General features: G+C 63.2%; 15 protein-coding genes. 8 read left to right on the top strand and 7 right to left on the bottom strand.

The window, feature by feature from the left end:
* Positions 1 to 57: 57 nt before the first annotated feature.
* Complete coding sequence (locus RHIBR816_RS0116620; protein ID WP_018237702.1) at positions 58 to 1,824, bottom strand: PQQ-dependent methanol/ethanol family dehydrogenase; 1,767 nt, start codon at positions 1,822 to 1,824, stop codon at positions 58 to 60.
* Positions 1,825 to 2,418: 594 nt separating this feature from the next.
* Between RHIBR816_RS0116620 and pqqA the strand changes: the two genes are divergently transcribed.
* The 8 genes from pqqA to RHIBR816_RS38405 all read left to right on the top strand — a co-directional run bounded on the left by pqqA (position 2,419) and on the right by RHIBR816_RS38405 (position 8,234).
* Complete coding sequence (gene pqqA, locus RHIBR816_RS0116615; protein ID WP_026187086.1) at positions 2,419 to 2,514, top strand: pyrroloquinoline quinone precursor peptide PqqA; 96 nt, start codon at positions 2,419 to 2,421, stop codon at positions 2,512 to 2,514.
* 45 nt (positions 2,515 to 2,559) lie between these two features.
* A complete protein-coding gene (locus tag RHIBR816_RS0116610) occupies positions 2,560 to 3,420 on the top strand; it encodes a pyrroloquinoline quinone biosynthesis protein PqqB (protein WP_026187085.1) in 861 nt (286 codons plus the stop codon).
* A complete protein-coding gene (gene pqqC / locus RHIBR816_RS0116605) occupies positions 3,420 to 4,187 on the top strand; it encodes a pyrroloquinoline-quinone synthase PqqC (RefSeq protein ID WP_018237699.1) in 768 nt (255 codons plus the stop codon). Before RHIBR816_RS0116610 ends, pqqC begins: the two co-directional genes overlap by 1 nt.
* Positions 4,184 to 4,480, top strand: coding sequence for a pyrroloquinoline quinone biosynthesis peptide chaperone PqqD (gene pqqD, locus RHIBR816_RS0116600; RefSeq protein WP_018237698.1), 297 nt, complete (start codon positions 4,184 to 4,186; stop codon positions 4,478 to 4,480). The genes pqqC and pqqD overlap by 4 nt, the downstream gene beginning before the upstream one ends.
* Positions 4,477 to 5,595, top strand: coding sequence for a pyrroloquinoline quinone biosynthesis protein PqqE (gene pqqE, locus RHIBR816_RS0116595; RefSeq protein WP_018237697.1), 1,119 nt, complete (start codon positions 4,477 to 4,479; stop codon positions 5,593 to 5,595). The genes pqqD and pqqE overlap by 4 nt, the downstream gene beginning before the upstream one ends.
* A 443-nt stretch (positions 5,596 to 6,038) precedes the next feature.
* Positions 6,039 to 6,713: an iron-sulfur cluster repair di-iron protein gene (gene ric, locus RHIBR816_RS0116585; RefSeq protein WP_018237695.1), complete on the top strand. Its 675-nt coding sequence runs from the start codon at positions 6,039 to 6,041 to the stop codon at positions 6,711 to 6,713.
* Positions 6,710 to 7,948 carry an NnrS family protein gene (locus tag RHIBR816_RS0116580; protein ID WP_018237694.1) on the top strand — a complete coding sequence of 413 codons (1,239 nt, stop codon included), beginning with the start codon at positions 6,710 to 6,712 and terminating at the stop codon, positions 7,946 to 7,948. Before ric ends, RHIBR816_RS0116580 begins: the two co-directional genes overlap by 4 nt.
* On the top strand, positions 7,935 to 8,234 hold the full coding sequence (locus RHIBR816_RS38405) for a DUF6522 family protein (RefSeq protein WP_018237693.1): 300 nt from the start codon (positions 7,935 to 7,937) through the stop codon (positions 8,232 to 8,234). The genes RHIBR816_RS0116580 and RHIBR816_RS38405 overlap by 14 nt, the downstream gene beginning before the upstream one ends.
* A 43-nt stretch (positions 8,235 to 8,277) precedes the next feature.
* Here the strand turns inward: RHIBR816_RS38405 and RHIBR816_RS0116570 are convergent, their stop codons facing one another.
* The 6 genes from RHIBR816_RS0116570 to nosZ are packed head-to-tail and all read right to left on the bottom strand — an operon-like array spanning position 8,278 to position 14,850.
* On the bottom strand, positions 8,278 to 9,282 hold the full coding sequence (locus RHIBR816_RS0116570) for an FAD:protein FMN transferase (RefSeq protein WP_026187084.1): 1,005 nt from the start codon (positions 9,280 to 9,282) through the stop codon (positions 8,278 to 8,280).
* Positions 9,275 to 9,832: a nitrous oxide reductase accessory protein NosL gene (locus RHIBR816_RS0116565; protein WP_018237691.1), complete on the bottom strand. Its 558-nt coding sequence runs from the start codon at positions 9,830 to 9,832 to the stop codon at positions 9,275 to 9,277. Before RHIBR816_RS0116565 ends, RHIBR816_RS0116570 begins: the two co-directional genes overlap by 8 nt.
* The gene (locus tag RHIBR816_RS0116560; RefSeq protein ID WP_026187083.1) at positions 9,829 to 10,656 is read right to left on the bottom strand and encodes an ABC transporter permease; all 828 of its coding nucleotides are present in this window, start codon (positions 10,654 to 10,656) and stop codon (positions 9,829 to 9,831) included. The genes RHIBR816_RS0116565 and RHIBR816_RS0116560 overlap by 4 nt, the downstream gene beginning before the upstream one ends.
* A complete protein-coding gene (locus RHIBR816_RS0116555; RefSeq protein ID WP_018237689.1) occupies positions 10,653 to 11,567 on the bottom strand; it encodes an ABC transporter ATP-binding protein in 915 nt (304 codons plus the stop codon). Before RHIBR816_RS0116555 ends, RHIBR816_RS0116560 begins: the two co-directional genes overlap by 4 nt.
* A complete protein-coding gene (locus tag RHIBR816_RS0116550) occupies positions 11,564 to 12,931 on the bottom strand; it encodes a nitrous oxide reductase family maturation protein NosD (protein WP_018237688.1) in 1,368 nt (455 codons plus the stop codon). Before RHIBR816_RS0116550 ends, RHIBR816_RS0116555 begins: the two co-directional genes overlap by 4 nt.
* Positions 12,931 to 14,850 (bottom strand): TAT-dependent nitrous-oxide reductase, encoded by a 1,920-nt coding sequence (gene nosZ, locus RHIBR816_RS0116545; RefSeq protein WP_018237687.1) that lies wholly within the window; start codon positions 14,848 to 14,850, stop codon positions 12,931 to 12,933. Before nosZ ends, RHIBR816_RS0116550 begins: the two co-directional genes overlap by 1 nt.

Raw genomic sequence — 14,850 nt, 5'->3', positions numbered from 1 at the left:
TTCTGCCGTTGTCGCGAGAAACCGGGGCCAGCTGCCAAAGCCCGGCCCCGGTATCCTCTATTGTGCCGAAGCCAGTTGTTTTGGCAAACGGAAGGTCCACACCATACCACCTTGGTTGAGATAGTTGACCTTCTTCGCGACTTCGCCGCCCCAGAGCGGCACAGCGCCCCCCCAGCCGGAGATCACCGACACATATTGCTCGCCGTCCTGCTCCCAGGTGACGGGCTGGCCGACGACCCCCGACCCGGTCTGGAAGGACCAGAGAACCTCGCCGGTCTCGTCGTCGAGCGCCTTGAAGTCACCCTCGGGCGTCCCGACGAAGACCAGTCCGCCCGCCGTCGCCATCACCCCGCCCCAAAGGGGCGCACCGTTCTTGTATTCCCATTTGATCTCGCCGCTGTTCGGGTCGATAGCCTTCAGCGAGCCGATATAGTCCTCGAAGAGCGGCTTGATCGTGAAGCCGGCACCGAGATAGGCCGCGCCCTTCTTGTAGGAGATGGGTTCGTTCCAGATGTCCATGCCCCACTCGTTCGATGGCACGTAGAAGAGCTCGGTCTTTTGGCTGTAGGCCATCGGCATCCAGTTCTTGCCGCCGAGGAACGACGGTACCGCGAAGACCTGCTGTCCCTTGCCGCCATCGGCGGCCACGGTGGGGTCGCCGGGGCGGTTTTCCTCCACGTAGATGGGGCGGCCATTCTCATCGATGCCCTTCGCCCAGCTAATGTTCTTGACGAAAGGATAGGCGGCTACGAACTTCCCGTCCTCGCGGTTGAGGATGTAGAAGAAGCCGTTCCGGTCGGCGGTCGCGAACCGCTTCTTGCCGTCCTTGGAGATGAACGGAACGACCTCGTTGACGCCGTCGAAATCCCAGCCTTCTCTTGGCGTCGTCTGGAAGTGCCACTTGATCTCGCCGTTTTCGGGGTTGATGCCGAGACGGCTCGCGGCATAGAGGTTGTCGCCCTTGTTGCCTTCGACCGGCTTGCCGGCGTTGCGCAGGTGGCTGTTCCATGGGGCGGGGTTGCCTGCGCCGAAGATCAGCGTATCGGTGTCGGCGTCGTAGGAGCCGCCGAGCCAGGTGGCGCCGCCGCCAGTCTTCCACAGGTCTCCCGGCCAGGTCGCGTTCAGCGTCCCGGTCATCGAGCTTTCCTTGCCCTTGTAGGTGCCCATGTGTCCTTCGATGACCGGGCGTGTCCACACCAGCTCGCCGGTCTTGGCGTCGCGCGCCTGCACCTCGCCGACAACGCCGAACTCGCCGCCGGAATTACCGGTGATGACGAGGCCGTCCACGATCAGCGGCGCGGCCGTGTAGCTATAGCCTTCCTTGTAGTTGGCGATCTTCTTGTTCCAAACCACATCGCCCGTCTTGCGGTTCAGGGCGACGAGACGGGCGTCGAGCGTCCCGAAATAGATGTTGTCGCCGTAGATCGCCGCGCCGCGATTGACCACATCGCAACAGGGCAGGATGCCTTCGGGCAGCCGCGCGTCGAACTGCCAAAGCTCCTTGCCGGTCTTGATGTCGATGGCAAAGAGCCGGCTGTAGGAGGCCGTGACATACATTACGCCGTCATGGACGATCGGCTGGCTTTCCTGTCCCCGCTGCTTTTCGCCGCCGAGGCTGAAGGCCCAGGCAGGCAGGAGGTTCTTGACGTTGTTCTTGTTCAACGTCTCGAGCGGAGAAAAGCGCTGCAGGCCTCTCCCCATGCCGTTCGTCAGCACATCGCTGACCGTAGTCGCGTCCTTGGCGAGATCCTCTTCCGTCACCTCCGCCTGGGCCATTCCCGCCAGTGACAGGACCGTCACGGCAGTCAGCATCAATCTGTTCATATCGATGTCTCCTTCCCTCGCATCAGTTGCGGCTGCCGCAACCGTCTGGCGGCTTCGATCATCGTCCCGAGCCAAAGGCACGGATATTGCACCTTGGTCGTAATGCCTGCGGCTGCCTGGCCGCGGCCCGATGCGGACGGAAACGCCTCTGTCGATTGTGCATAGGTCGTATTGTGAGCCTTCGCGCCGTCGTTACCATTTCGCCAGGGAAAGGGGAGGTTCCGTGATGCGTACCAGCAGAATTCCGAGTGGGGGCTTCCGCCACGGCCCTCGGGTGTGCTTGCGCGACATCGCCGGTGGCGCGCGATTGGTAGCCTCAAGAGCGATAGTGAGCGTGGGAGCGAAGGCCGCAGGCCTGGCCCCGGCATTCCGGTGTACGCGGCTGCAGATGCGCGTGCCCGGCGAGAACATCGATTTGCGAAAAACCTGGCGACGGCGCTCGCCGGGTCCTGCCGGTGCGGCGGAATGCTGTCCCGGTTCTTCACCCAAGCGGCGCTCTTCGGGAGCAAAGCTTGTCTCGTGTCCGACCCGCCGGCAAGGGTGCCCGCGAACGCCGGAACGGGCACAACCACCTCGACAGGTAAAGGAGAAGACATGTCCTGGCACGCACCAAAATTCACCGAAGTCAGTTGCGCTATGGAAGTCACCCGCTACGTCCCCGCGGACGGCGACGAGCCGATCCTCTTCTGAGGCTTCGTCCCACGACGGTCGGTCCACAATTCGTCAGGTATTCCCGTGAAGAAAATGTCCGATCTTCGTATCATCGTCTTGGGGGCCGCCGCCGGCGGCGGCCTCCCGCAATGGAATTGCGGCTGCCTGAACTGCTCGATGGCGCGCGATCCCGCCTCCGCGCTCAGACCGCAGACCCAGTCGTCGCTTGCGGTGAGCCTAGATGGCGAGGCCTGGGCGGTCTTCAATGCGTCTCCGGACATGCGTGAACAAGTTGGCGCCAATCTGGCGCTGCAGCCGCGTCGGCTGCGCCACAGTCCGATCAAGAGCGTTGTGCTGACCAATGGCGACATCGATCATCTGGCGGGACTCCTCGTGCTGCGGGAAAAGCAGGCATTCACTGTATTTTCGACCGGTGCAGTCGACCAAATCATTGCCGAGAATCCGGTCTTCCGCGTCCTAGATCCGGAACTGGTCTCGAGAACGATCGTCTCGATCGAAGAGCCATTCTTTCCGCTCCCTAGCCTTGAGGCGCGCCTCTTTGCTGTCCCCGGCAAGGTCCCGCTTTTTCTCGAAGAGGGCGAACCGGACCTCGCCGTGGAGAGCGAACATACGGTCGGTCTCGAGCTCGAAGCCGACAACAAGCGTATTTACTACATTCCGGGCTGCGCCATGATGAACGACGCTCTCGGCAGGCGTCTGAACGTCGCCAGCGGCACGGGGTGCAAGACAGGCCGTCGCATGGGCCACATGCCGATTGGCGGCGAAGGCGGCAGCCTCGATGCACTCGGCACCCTGAACATTCGCAGAAAGATCTATGTCCACATCAACAACACGAACCCGATTTGGCGGGCCGGCAGCGAGCGCGACAGTGTCGAGAGCCGCGGTTTCGAGGTCGGCTTCGACGGCATGGAGGTCCGACTTTGATGGCATTGGCTGACAAGCAAGCTTTCCATACCCGCCTTTTGGATATTGGGAAGGAGCGCTATCACGACAAGCATCCCTTTCACGTGATGCTCCACGGCGGCCGCTGCACGATGACGCAGGTTCGTGCCTGGGTCATCAATCGATATTACTATCAGTGCCGAATTCCGATGAAGGATGCGGCCTTCCTGTCGCGATGCGACGACCCTGATCTGCGCAGGGCTTGGCGCTCCCGTATCGAAGACCATGATGGGGGCATCGATGCCGGCGGCGGCATCCGACGTTGGCTGCGTCTCGCCGAGGCCGTCGGCCTCGATCCCGGCTACGTCGCTTCGACGAAGGGCGTGCTGCCGGCGACGCGATTTGCGGTGGACGCCTATGTGTCGTTCGTGCGCGAGAAGCCGCTCCTCGAGGCGGTGGCATCCTCGCTGACCGAGCTTTTCGCGCCCAAGATCCATTCGGAACGCATCGCCGGGTTGCTCGAGCACTATGCGTTCGCCGATGACGCGGCGCTCGCCTACTTCCGCCAGAGGCTGACCGAGGCGCCCCGCGATGTCGAATTCGGTCTCTCCTACGTCCTCGACCGTGCCGACACGATGGAAAAGCAGGATGCCGCTGCCGCGGCACTCACATTCAAGACGGATGTTCTTTGGGCCCAGCTCGATGCGCTCCATTCGGCGTATGTGGCACCCGGCCGCATTCCGCCGGGAGGTTGGGACGGTCGGGAGGGTGTGCTCAGCGAAATGACATCGAGGGAGGCTGCGGAATGACCGTCGATGCGTCCGTGATTTCTGGGTCCAGTGTGGTCAAGCTTGCGCGTGGCGTGCGGTTGCGCGAGGATTCAGTTCGCGGTCGGACGGTCCTGCTGGCGCCTGAACGCGCGATCGCCCTCGACGACATCGCCATCCGCATCGTGCAAGCCCTCGATGGCAAGCGCTCCCTTGATTGCATCGCCACCGATTTTGCCGCCACGTTCGAGGCCCCGGCCGCCCAGATCGGCAATGACGTCGTGGCTTTCGTAAAGGAACTCTCCCTCCGCCGCATGCTGGAGCTCGTCCAATGAGCATCGCGATTGCAAACGATGCCGCCCCCGACGTTTCGCGCGCGCCGCCGCCGATGGCGATGCTGGCGGAGCTGACGCATCGCTGTCCGTTGGCTTGTCCATATTGCTCCAATCCGATCGCGTTGACGCCGATGGACGAGGAACTTGCGACCGAGGAATGGATCGGCGTATTCCGGCAAGCGGCCGATCTTGGGGTGCTGCACCTGCATTTGTCGGGCGGGGAGCCCGCGGCACGACGGGATATCGTCGATTTGACGGAGGCAGCCGCGTCGCTGGGGCTTTACACCAATCTCATCACCTCCGGCGTTGGCTTGACGCAAGCCCGGATCAACAGTCTGACGGATGCCGGGCTCGACCACGTTCAGCTCTCGATCCAGGGCGTTTCTCCAGAAGAGGCAGATCGGATCAGCGGCTATCAGGGCGGCTATGAACGCAAAATGGCCGTCGCGAACTGGGTGGCGGATTCAGGTGTCCCGTTGACGATCAACGCCGTCTGCCACAGGTGGAACATGCACGAGATCGACGCCATGATCGCACTGGCGATCCGCCTCAAAGCCCGGCGCATCGAGATTGCGACGGTGCAGTTTCATGGCTGGGCCGAGCGCAACAAGGCCGCGCTTATGCCGACGCGCGAACAGGTCGAGCGGGCGACCGGCACCGTCGCCGCGGCGCGCGACAAATACCAGGGCGTGTTGGTGATCGACTATGTGCCCGCCGACTATCATTCCATGTACCCGAAGGCATGCATGGGCGGCTGGGGCCGGGTGGGCCTGAACGTCACCCCGTCGGGTCGCGTGCTTCCATGCCATGCGGCGGAAACGATCCCGAGCCTGTCATTCTTGAATGTCCGCGAAAGCTCGCTATCGGAGATCTGGTACGAGAGCGATGCCTTTAACGCCTATCGCGGCGAGAGCTGGATGCCGGCGCTCTGCCAAAGCTGCGAGCGCAAGAGGGTGGATTTCGGCGGCTGCCGTTGCCAGGCGATGGCGCTCGCCGACGATGCCGGCGCCACGGATCCGGTGTGCATCCGATCACCCTTGCGCGAGCGCTTGACGCAGGAAACCGAACGGCTTTCGGCAGCCCCACAAGGCGATTTCATCCTTCGCGGCCGGTGAGGCAGCGAGCTCCTTCCAGCTTGGGGGCTTACGCGGCACATCTTGCAAACTGGACTTGGAGCTAGCCCGATTAGGTAGATGCTCTCGGCCCCGGCACCATATAGGGTTAGCCGCAGCCGTCCTGAACGAGGCAGGGCGGCTAGAGCCCCGTGCGATCCGAAGATGGCACGGGGCTCGCTGCCACGAAGGAAAGGCGCAAATCCGCGGGCCGGTTGGTGGCGCCGCCGCATAGGTGCATCTTCCAGTCGACCCCGTTCGGCAGGCTGTCTGCGATCGCCCCGAGGCTGTCGCGGAACACCATCCGGTTCGCTGTTTGCGCAGGGACAAAGACCCGTGGGCTTTACTTCTGCACAAACACCGAATGCGGATGGAGCGATCGGCGCGAAACTGGCCGTCTTGGACAGGCTGACGTTCCGGCATGCGAAACGAGTCAGGAACAGCACATGACCGAAATCAATCTAGACAACACAGTGGCGGCGATCGCAGCAGAGCTGCCCGGTGCCGCGGAACTCTTCCGCCGCCATGACATCAGCTTCTGTTGCGGCGGCAACGTTCCGCTTTCGGAAGCCGCCGAGAAGGCGGGTCTGGCGCCGACGGCGCTGCTGTCGGAGCTGCAGGCGCTCGTGGAAGCGGCGAGACGTGATGCGCCCGACCAGACATCGGACCTCATCGCCCATATTCTCGACCGATACCACCAGGTGCACCGCGCAGAACTCGCCTGGCTCATACCGCTCGCCCAGAAGGTGGAGCGGGTGCACGGCGACCATCCTTCGGCACCGATCGGGCTTTCCCAGGTGCTTGAGCACCTGCGGTACGAGCTTGAGAGTCACATGATGAAGGAAGAGCAGGTTCTTTTCCCGATGATGGGGCGCGGCGGCAGCCCGGTGATCGCGCATCCGATCGCGCAGATGCGGCACGAGCACGAGGAGGAGGTGGAGCATCTTCGGACCATCGAGCACGTCACCCACGGCCTCTCGTTGCCGCCGGGGGCCTGCGGCTCGTGGACCGCGCTCTATACGGGGCTGCGCAAGTTCACCGACGATCTCGTGGCGCACATGCATCTCGAGAACGCGGTGTTGTTTCCTCGGTTCGAGGCTCAATCGCAGGCGGCCGGTTGACCCAAGCGGTTTCGTTCCGCCGGGCTTCTATTTGCGGCAAGCCTTACCGCCTCCTGTTTCTTCTCGCGGGACTATGGGCGCTTGTCGTCCCGACGGTCTGGCTTCTGCCGGAGGAACTCGTGCCGGAGAGGGTTGGATGGCACAGCCGCGAGCTGCTGTTCGGCATGGGCGGCGCTGCGGCCGGAGGCTATCTCCTGACAGCTCTCCCAGCCTGGACGAGGAGAGGACCCGTGCCGCCGGCCGTTACCGTGATCGCCGCCTGCCTCTGGGGTGCCGCGCGGCTGACGGCGGCCTTCCCGGACCATCTGGCGCTTGAAGCCGCGACCGTCGTGACCTCCGGCTATTTCGTGTTCCTGACTGCGATATTGATGCGCGGAGTCGTCTCTTGCGGAGCGTGGCATCGCCTTTGGGCGCCGCTTGGCACGGCTGCTCTTGCTGTAAACTCCGTGCTCTCGCTCCATGATGGGCCGAGCCCTGCGAACTCCGTACCGATGCTCTATATCTTCTTGATCGTAGTGATTGGGGGACGCGCCGTACCCGCTTTTACCCGGAGCTGGATGGACCGGATGGGAGGAGGGAGGTCCGTCTGCGATCGGCCCGAGCTTTCGCTGATGGCGATCCTGGGTATCCTCGCGGCCACCCTCGCGGGCGGCAGCCAGCATAATCTGTCGGGAGTCCTGCTGTTGTTTTCGGCCCCGCTGCTGCTTCTGCAGATGAAGGGATGGCAAAGCCTCAAGACCGGCCGCTATCCGGCCTTGTTCATCCTGCACGTCGCCTTCGCTTGGACTCCGGCGGCGCTCGTCCTCGGCGGTCTTGCATCTATCTTTCCCGACCGGATACCGCCGGCTGCCTCCCTGCATGCGCTGACCATGGGGGCGATGGGCACGATGATGGCCGCCCTCATGATGCGGCCGGCGATGGTCCGCGACGGAGAGACCCTGATCCTCAGCCGGACCATGGCTTGGGCCTTCTCGCTAGTGTCTCTCTCGGCGCTTCTGCGTATCGGCGCCAGTTGGATAGAGGATGGCTATTTCAATCTCGTTGCCGCCGCTGCCACCTGCTGGATGGCGGGGTGGGGGCTCTTCCTCGTGACCTTTCTCCCGTCGATGAGCGGACCCCCTCCCAGGCCGGCGTTCAGCGCCGCCACTGGCAACGGCCAGCGCAGCGGAAAGCGAGCTCAGACTTGGACGATGCTGCACCCCACTCATAGGGAAAAACGGCATGGAACGAGATAACAGTGGCGACTTCATACTGGACCCCGCCATGCTCGCCGATCGCTTCAGACTCTCAATGAATGACCTACGCAGGAACTTCAAAATGGGACTGTTGACGAGCATGGTCGAACGCGGCGAGGGGCAAGACGCCGGCACCTGCCGCCTAAGCGTGAAGCTCGGAAACCGGATATGGCGCGCCGTCCTGAACAGCGAAGATCGGATTGTAAGCGAGGAGGTGACCTTCCTTCGCACAACGGCGCGGACTGCAAACGCGCCGGCAAACGAACCGGTATCGAACAGGTCATAAGGAAGTTCGGACCGGCGCACACGAAGCGCGACTGCCGCCGAGCTCAGCCGGTCCAGCCGAAACGCGCGTGCGCGCCTGACGGCGAGATCAAGTCGACTGCCAGGTCCGCACGCCCGTCGCAGGCGACGCGGATGGCCGGCGTGTCCATCAAGCTGAAGGCTGTCGAATAGGCATCCGCCGTTGTTGCGTTCGGGGCGACGACGCTTACCCGCCGATGGAGCCTTGGCGTTCCCCCGCTCAGCGGGTCGAGGATGTGACCGAACCGGTCGGACTCTCCGAAATGGAAGCCGTCCTGGCTCGACGTTGCGACCGCCCTGTTGACGAGCCTCAGAATGCTGTCCGGCGTGCCGGCATCCTCGTTCGTCGCGAGACCGACCCCCCAGGGCCGACCGTCGGGTTGAGTCCCGATCGCGCGCGTTTCGCCCATGCTGACGAGACTGTTTGCAACGCCGGCATCCTTGAGCAGATCAACGATACGATCGGTGATATAGCCCTGCGCTATGCCGTTGAGGGTCAATGCCATTCCCGGCCGGGTGAACACTACCCGGTCGCGGTTGAACTTGAGCTTGTCGAGGCCGACGAGGGACAATGCGCGCATCATCTCGACCTTGGGCGGGGCCGCTGGATCGGCGTCGGCTGCCGAAAAATGACGGGCGTAGAGCGTCCAAAGGGGCTGAACGGTGGGGTCGAAGGCGCCGTTGGTCGCCTCCCATGCGTCGCGGCTCGCCTCCAGCAGGCGCACGAGGTCTGCTGGCGGCGCGGCTATCGCTCCCGTCCGGTTCAGCTCGGAGAGGGCGGAATCCGGCCGGTACAGACTGAATACCCGCTCGAGCCGAGACACCTCCGCAACGACGCGGTCTATCAGCCGCGCGGCTTCGGTCCGGTCCTCGAGGCTCAGGATCAGTTTCCCAGGCGCGCCCAGGGCCTGGCCCGTCCAGGTGATCGGCGAGGCAGCGGCTTCGGCTCCTCCCCCAAAACCGAACAGCGGCAGACCGGCCGCCGCCGCGATGATGCAGATGACTCTGCGACGCTTCACCCCTCTATCCATGAGTCCAACCTTTGCCATGGCTTTCGACTTCCAGGTTCGAGTCCTGCTCGCCGTCGGCCCCCAGCACATAGTCCTTGGGCACTTCCGCAAATCCCATCACCCGGCCCCCGTTCTTCGCAGCGAAGTCACGCGCGGTGCCCTGGCTGGCGAATGGCACCGCTTCCTCCGCTCCCATGCCGCCTTTGACCGTGCTGCCCACGACGTAGAACGCCTTCCGCGCATCGATCCAGTTCTCGGCTCCCGGCTCCTCCCAGCTCGGCGCGGCGCCCATGTCCGACACGTAGATGGCGGCGATATCCTTCGGCTCCTCCGGCAGCATGGTGAAGGCTATGGCGTCTCGCGCCGACGAGAACCAGATGGGTTCCGGGATATTCTCCAGAATTACCTGGCCCTTCGGTCCCGGATGTTCGAGGACATTCATGCCGCAATAGCGCCCCATCGCATCGGCCGTCAGTGAATAGGGGGGCGGCATCTTCGCCTGCTCTTCGTTCGTGCAGCCGGCGAGGAGAAGCGTTGCGGCCAGGACTCCCGTGACGATTGCCAGTCTCATAGTTCCCTCCTCGAGAAGATCAGTGTGGCGAAGCCCAGCGGCGCCAGCGTCCAGAGCGCAAGGGCGGCGACCAGAACCGGCGGCGAAAGGCCCGCGTGATCGGCGACTCCGCCCATTGCGGAAAGCGCACTGGCACCTCCCGAGCCGAGATTGAGCAGCCGGTAGACATCGGTGGGATTGGCGAGCAGGAGCAGATCAAGCAGCCCGGTCGGGATTGCCTGCCCCTGGGCGGCAACAAGCGCGCCAAGCAGGGCCATGTCGTAGATCAGGACGAAGAACAGCCAAATCCCGATGGCGATGCCTCCGGCGGTGGTCCGCTCGCTGGCAACGGCGCTCGTCAGGTAGCCGATCGCGGCGAACACGGCGCCGAGCAGGACGGACGAGGCAATCATCGACGCGAACGCCTGCCAGCTTCCAGGTCCGATCTCGTTTCCCGTCGCGATGATGGCCGCTGCCGCCGCGCCATAGCCGAAGAGCGTTGCGAAGGCGAGTATCGCCAGGTGTCCGAGAAACTTTCCAAACACCACCTCGCTGCGACCGATCGGATAGCTGAGGAGAAGCAGCATGGTTCCCCGCTCCATTTCGCCGACAATGGCGTCATGGGAAAGGAGCAGCGCGATCAGGGGCACGAGGAAGATTGTGAGGCTGGAGAGACTGACGATGACGACATCGAGCTTGTTGACGCCGACATTGCCCGTCGGGGCGCTGCCGAGGAACGACAGCGTCAGGGCAAGCCCGGCCAGCAGCAACGTCGTTGCCAGCACCCATCTGTTGCGCGTGCCTTCCTGGATCTCCTTGCCGGCTATGGTCAGCACATTCCTCATTTCGTCACCTGGGTCCTAAGAAAATGGGCGTAGAGGTCGTCGAGCGTCGGTTCCGTGATCGTCAAACCGGAGATCAGCGCCGCGTCTGCAGTGATGTCATGCAGCAATGGGAGTTTGCGGTCCGGCAGGACTTCCGCAGCAAGGACTCCGTCCTCGTCTCGGGACCATTTCATCCCACCGTTGGCCCATCGCGGAGCTACGTCCATTTGCGAGAGCTTGACGCTGATGCGGGTCGGCAGTCGCGCGATGCGCCGCAAATCGTCGAGCGTGCCGTCGGCAATCGCCACGCCGTTGTTGACGATGATCACGCGATCCGTGCGTCCCTCGAGCTCCGTCAACGCATGCGACGAGAGCAACACCGTGGTGCCCTTGCCCCGCAACTCCGTGATCAGATCATAAAAGCTTCTCCGCAATGCAGGGTCGAGGCCGCTCGTCGGTTCGTCCAGCAGCAAGACCCGCGGCGTGCCGAGCAGGGCCTGCGCCAGGCCGAGACGCTGCCGCATGCCCTTCGAATAGGTCCGAACGGGTCGATCGACAGCTTCCGCGGCGAGGCCCACGCGCTCGAAAAGTTCCTCGGCGGCGGCGATATCGACACGCTTCAGTCGCGCGTAGAAACGCAGGGTCTCGCGTCCCGACAGCGCCATGTTGAAAGAGACGCTTTCCGGCAGGTAGCCGAGCCTTTGTCGCACGACGAAGTCGCCGGTCGCGGGGTTCTCTCCCAGAACCCGGACCAGGCCGTCGGTCGGGCGGATCAGGCCAAGCATGAGCTTGATGAGGGTGGTCTTCCCGGCGCCGTTGTGACCCACGAGCGCGATCGTTTCCCCGGCATGGAGTCCGAGCGAGACGTCCCGCACCACGGTGGCATTTCCGTAGCGCTTGCTGACGCCCGCCATCTTTACGGTCTCGTTCATTGCATGGCCTTCCTGTCTGCGGCGGGCACCATCAGCGGATGGCTGTCGACCACGCCGCCCGGCAGAATCGCCGGGAATTGCGCCTGGGCCCAGCGGATGACCTGCACCGCGGGGCTGCTCGTCAGGAGCTTCGCCTGCGGCGAGGTCCACAGGACCCGGTCGATAAGGTCGTTCGGCCGGTATGGGCTGTCGCCGATCCCGTCGCCATCGAGGTCGAAGGCCGGGTTGTCGCTCCAGTAGTTGCCCCGGCCGTTCGCCGACCAGTCGAGATGGCGCGTCCCGACATACTTCACCTGGTTGCGATTGTTTATGAAGGAGTTGTCGCTCATGCGGTTGCCTTCGGAACCGGCCGTGAAATGGATGCCGACCGCGCAGCCCCGGAAGAGATTGTCTGCGAAGCGGTTCCTGTTGGCATTGTAGATGAAGACGCACTTTTCCGGCCCCAGGCGGCGATCTTCGCCTGCCGTCTGGCTCTCATTCTCGGCCTTCGGAACGCCATGCTCTAAGGATCGCACCCCTCGCCAGCGGTCCGCCGGCTGAAGGCGGCCGAGGACCATGTTGCCGGTGACCTCGGAACTGTTCGCATAATTCAGCAGCAGACCGTGATCGCGATCCCCGTCTGAGCGGTTGCCCCTTATTTTGAGGCGATTGGAATACATGATCGCATAGCCGACAGCGTTGCCCGTCGAGACGTTGTTGCTAATCTCGCTGTCGTTTGTGTACATGTAATGGACTGCAAAACGTAAGTCACTAAAGCGATTGCCGCTGAAGACGTTGCGCTTGCTCGCCTTGCTGAAGATACCGTCCCGCCCGTAGCTGATGTCATTGTCAATGACCTGCGCACCTGGCGCGTTCCAGACCGATACGCCGTCTCCCGCCTCGCTGATCCTGCCCTCTCGTAAGCCGATGATCGTGTTGCCTTGCGCCGAAGAACCTTCTGCCCCGTGCAGATAGATGCCAACGAGATTGCCAATGATCGCGTTTTTCTCGACGCGCGCTTCGGTTGCCGTTTGTGCCACGAAGATGCCGGAGTCCATTCCATAAAGGTCCTTGCCTGACCCTCTGACCTCCAGCCCGCGGACGATCGACCGCGGCGCCGTCACGGTTATCACGCTGCCTTTGCCGTTGCCCAGGACGACGGCTCCGGGTTCGCCTTCGAGCGTCAGCGTCTTGTCGATCGTGACTGGCCCCTGGTGTTCGCGTCCTTCCAGGACGACGACGTCGCCGGGCTGGGCGCGGTCGAGCACAGGCTGGAGCGGCGATCCGTCGGCAGCCTTGCGGATCGTCGCCGCCCATGCGGGACAGGCGAGGATGGCGACGGCCAGCGCCGCCATTCCCAGGGTCGGTAAGTTCGGACGGGCCATCAGGCTCCCTGCGCCTCCACCAGCATGCGGCCCTTCATTTCCATGTGCATCGCATGGCAGAACCACGTGCAGTAATACCAGTAGACGCCCGGCTTGCTGGCCTTGAAGGTGACGGAAGCGGTCGCCTGCGGTCCAATTTCCATGTTGACGCCGTAGTTGACGATGCAGAACCCGTGCGTAAGGTCCTCGACCTCGTCGATATTCGTCACATAGACGGTGACCTCGTCGCCCTGCTTGACGGTGAAGTCGTCGAGCCCGAAGGCCGGGGCGGCGGATGTCATGTAGACGCGGACCTTATTGCCGTCACGGATGACCTCCGAATCGACCATCAGGTCGATGTTGTCGGCCTTCGCCTGGGCGACCGCGTCGGCGAAGAACGGATCGTTCCTGTCCCAGACATGGACGGGATTGATCTTGGAGGCATGGACGATCGTCGCGTCATGGGGTTCGGCAAAGGTCGGATTGTCGTGCACGAGCACCATCTCGTCGCCCGAAATATCAATCAACTGGTCGTTTTCCGGCTTCAGAGGACCGACGTTCAGATAGCGGTCCTTGGAGAACTTGTTCAGCGAGATCAGCCATTTGCCGTCCGCTTCCTTGGTTTGTCCCATGGACGTGTGGTTGTGGCCGGGCTGGTAGTGGACATCGAGCTTGTGGCGAATGGGATCGACCTTCTCGCCCGCATAGGCCCGCTTGGCGTCCTCGATGTTCCATTTGCAGACCTGGCTGTCGATGAACAGGGTCGTGTAGGCGTTGCCCTTGCCGTCGTAGGCGGTGTGCAGCGGCCCGAGGCCGAGTTCCGGTTCGGCAACGACCGTGTCGCGCGGCTTGATCTTGTCCTCGAACAAATCGTCGAACTTGCGCACGTCGAAGACTGTCACCGTCGGCGAAAGTTTGCCGTTCGCGACGACGTGGATGCCGTCGGGCGCCGTGTTGATGCCGTGTGGGCTGTTCGGGACGGGCACGTAGCGCGTGTAGGGAGAACCCTTGCGGCCGTCGAGCACCGGCACGCCGCCGATTTCCTTGTAGTCGCCCTTGGCGACCGCCTCCTCGATCCGCTTCAGGTTGAAGATGACGATCCAGTCCTGCTCGCTCGCCATCATATCCGCCAGGGTAAAGCCCTCTTCGGAATTGTAGCAGGTGGCGAAGCAGTATTTGCCCTGGTAGTCGGCGTCGACGTTGTCGAGGTTGCCGTCGACCATGACCTGCCAGGCGACCTTCATCGTTTCGCCATCCACGGCGGTGAATATCGCCTGGTAGGAGTTCTTGTCGCCCATGGTCTTGCCGTCATTCGGGACCGGCACGGCGTCCTCGCCATTGCAGAAGACGTATCCGGTCTTCGGATATTTCTGAACCCGAAGGCCGTGGACGGTGTGCTGGTTGGGAAGCTGAATGATCTTGTCGCACTTCATGACGTCGAGCCGAATGCGGCAGACGCGGGAATTGGACTTGTCGTTGGCGAAGAGATAGCGGCCGTCATAGGTGCCGTCGGTAAACGACGGATGCGGATGGTGGAGGTCTCCGTTCGTGTAAACGCCGCCCCGGTCCTTCAGGAACTCGACTGTTTCCGGCAGCAGGCCTTCGGTCAGGATCTTGCGGCTCTCATTCGTCTGACCCCAGCCGGTGGCGCTGCAGCGGTTGAAGACGGGAATCCGCATCATCTCGCGCATGGAGGGCGCGCCGACGACGCGGACCTCGCCAGACTGCCCCGACGAGAAGAAGACGTAGTATTCGTCGAGTTCGCCGGGCTTGACCTCGTAGCTTCCGCCGGACGCCTCCTGCGCCTTGGCCGGCGTCGCCGTGCCGCCCGAGAGCGTCAAGGTTCCACCGGCGCCCACTGCGCCGGCAGCCGCGACGAAGGCGGTGGTTCCGAGCATTTGTCGTCTGTTCAGACGCATCTTGGTTTCTTCGTTTGACAT

Origin of the sequence: Ensifer sp. BR816 (assembly GCF_000378985.1) — a bacterium.
Classification (GTDB): domain Bacteria; phylum Pseudomonadota; class Alphaproteobacteria; order Rhizobiales; family Rhizobiaceae; genus Sinorhizobium.
This window is presented reverse-complemented; position numbering and strand designations above follow the sequence as displayed.

Coding starts and splice junctions, on each gene's coding strand:
- pqqE (WP_018237697.1), top strand. CDS start 4,477: ATGAGCATCGCGATTGCAAACGATGCCGCCCCCGACGTTTCGCGCGCG.
- pqqA (WP_026187086.1), top strand. CDS start 2,419: ATGTCCTGGCACGCACCAAAATTCACCGAAGTCAGTTGCGCTATGGAA.
- pqqD (WP_018237698.1), top strand. CDS start 4,184: ATGACCGTCGATGCGTCCGTGATTTCTGGGTCCAGTGTGGTCAAGCTT.
- RHIBR816_RS0116565 (WP_018237691.1), bottom strand. CDS start 9,832: ATGAGACTGGCAATCGTCACGGGAGTCCTGGCCGCAACGCTTCTCCTC.
- RHIBR816_RS0116560 (WP_026187083.1), bottom strand. CDS start 10,656: ATGAGGAATGTGCTGACCATAGCCGGCAAGGAGATCCAGGAAGGCACG.
- RHIBR816_RS38405 (WP_018237693.1), top strand. CDS start 7,935: ATGGAACGAGATAACAGTGGCGACTTCATACTGGACCCCGCCATGCTC.
- RHIBR816_RS0116555 (WP_018237689.1), bottom strand. CDS start 11,567: ATGAACGAGACCGTAAAGATGGCGGGCGTCAGCAAGCGCTACGGAAAT.
- RHIBR816_RS0116620 (WP_018237702.1), bottom strand. CDS start 1,824: ATGAACAGATTGATGCTGACTGCCGTGACGGTCCTGTCACTGGCGGGA.
- RHIBR816_RS0116570 (WP_026187084.1), bottom strand. CDS start 9,282: ATGGATAGAGGGGTGAAGCGTCGCAGAGTCATCTGCATCATCGCGGCG.
- ric (WP_018237695.1), top strand. CDS start 6,039: ATGACCGAAATCAATCTAGACAACACAGTGGCGGCGATCGCAGCAGAG.
- pqqC (WP_018237699.1), top strand. CDS start 3,420: ATGGCATTGGCTGACAAGCAAGCTTTCCATACCCGCCTTTTGGATATT.
- nosZ (WP_018237687.1), bottom strand. CDS start 14,850: ATGTCAAACGAAGAAACCAAGATGCGTCTGAACAGACGACAAATGCTC.
- RHIBR816_RS0116550 (WP_018237688.1), bottom strand. CDS start 12,931: ATGGCCCGTCCGAACTTACCGACCCTGGGAATGGCGGCGCTGGCCGTC.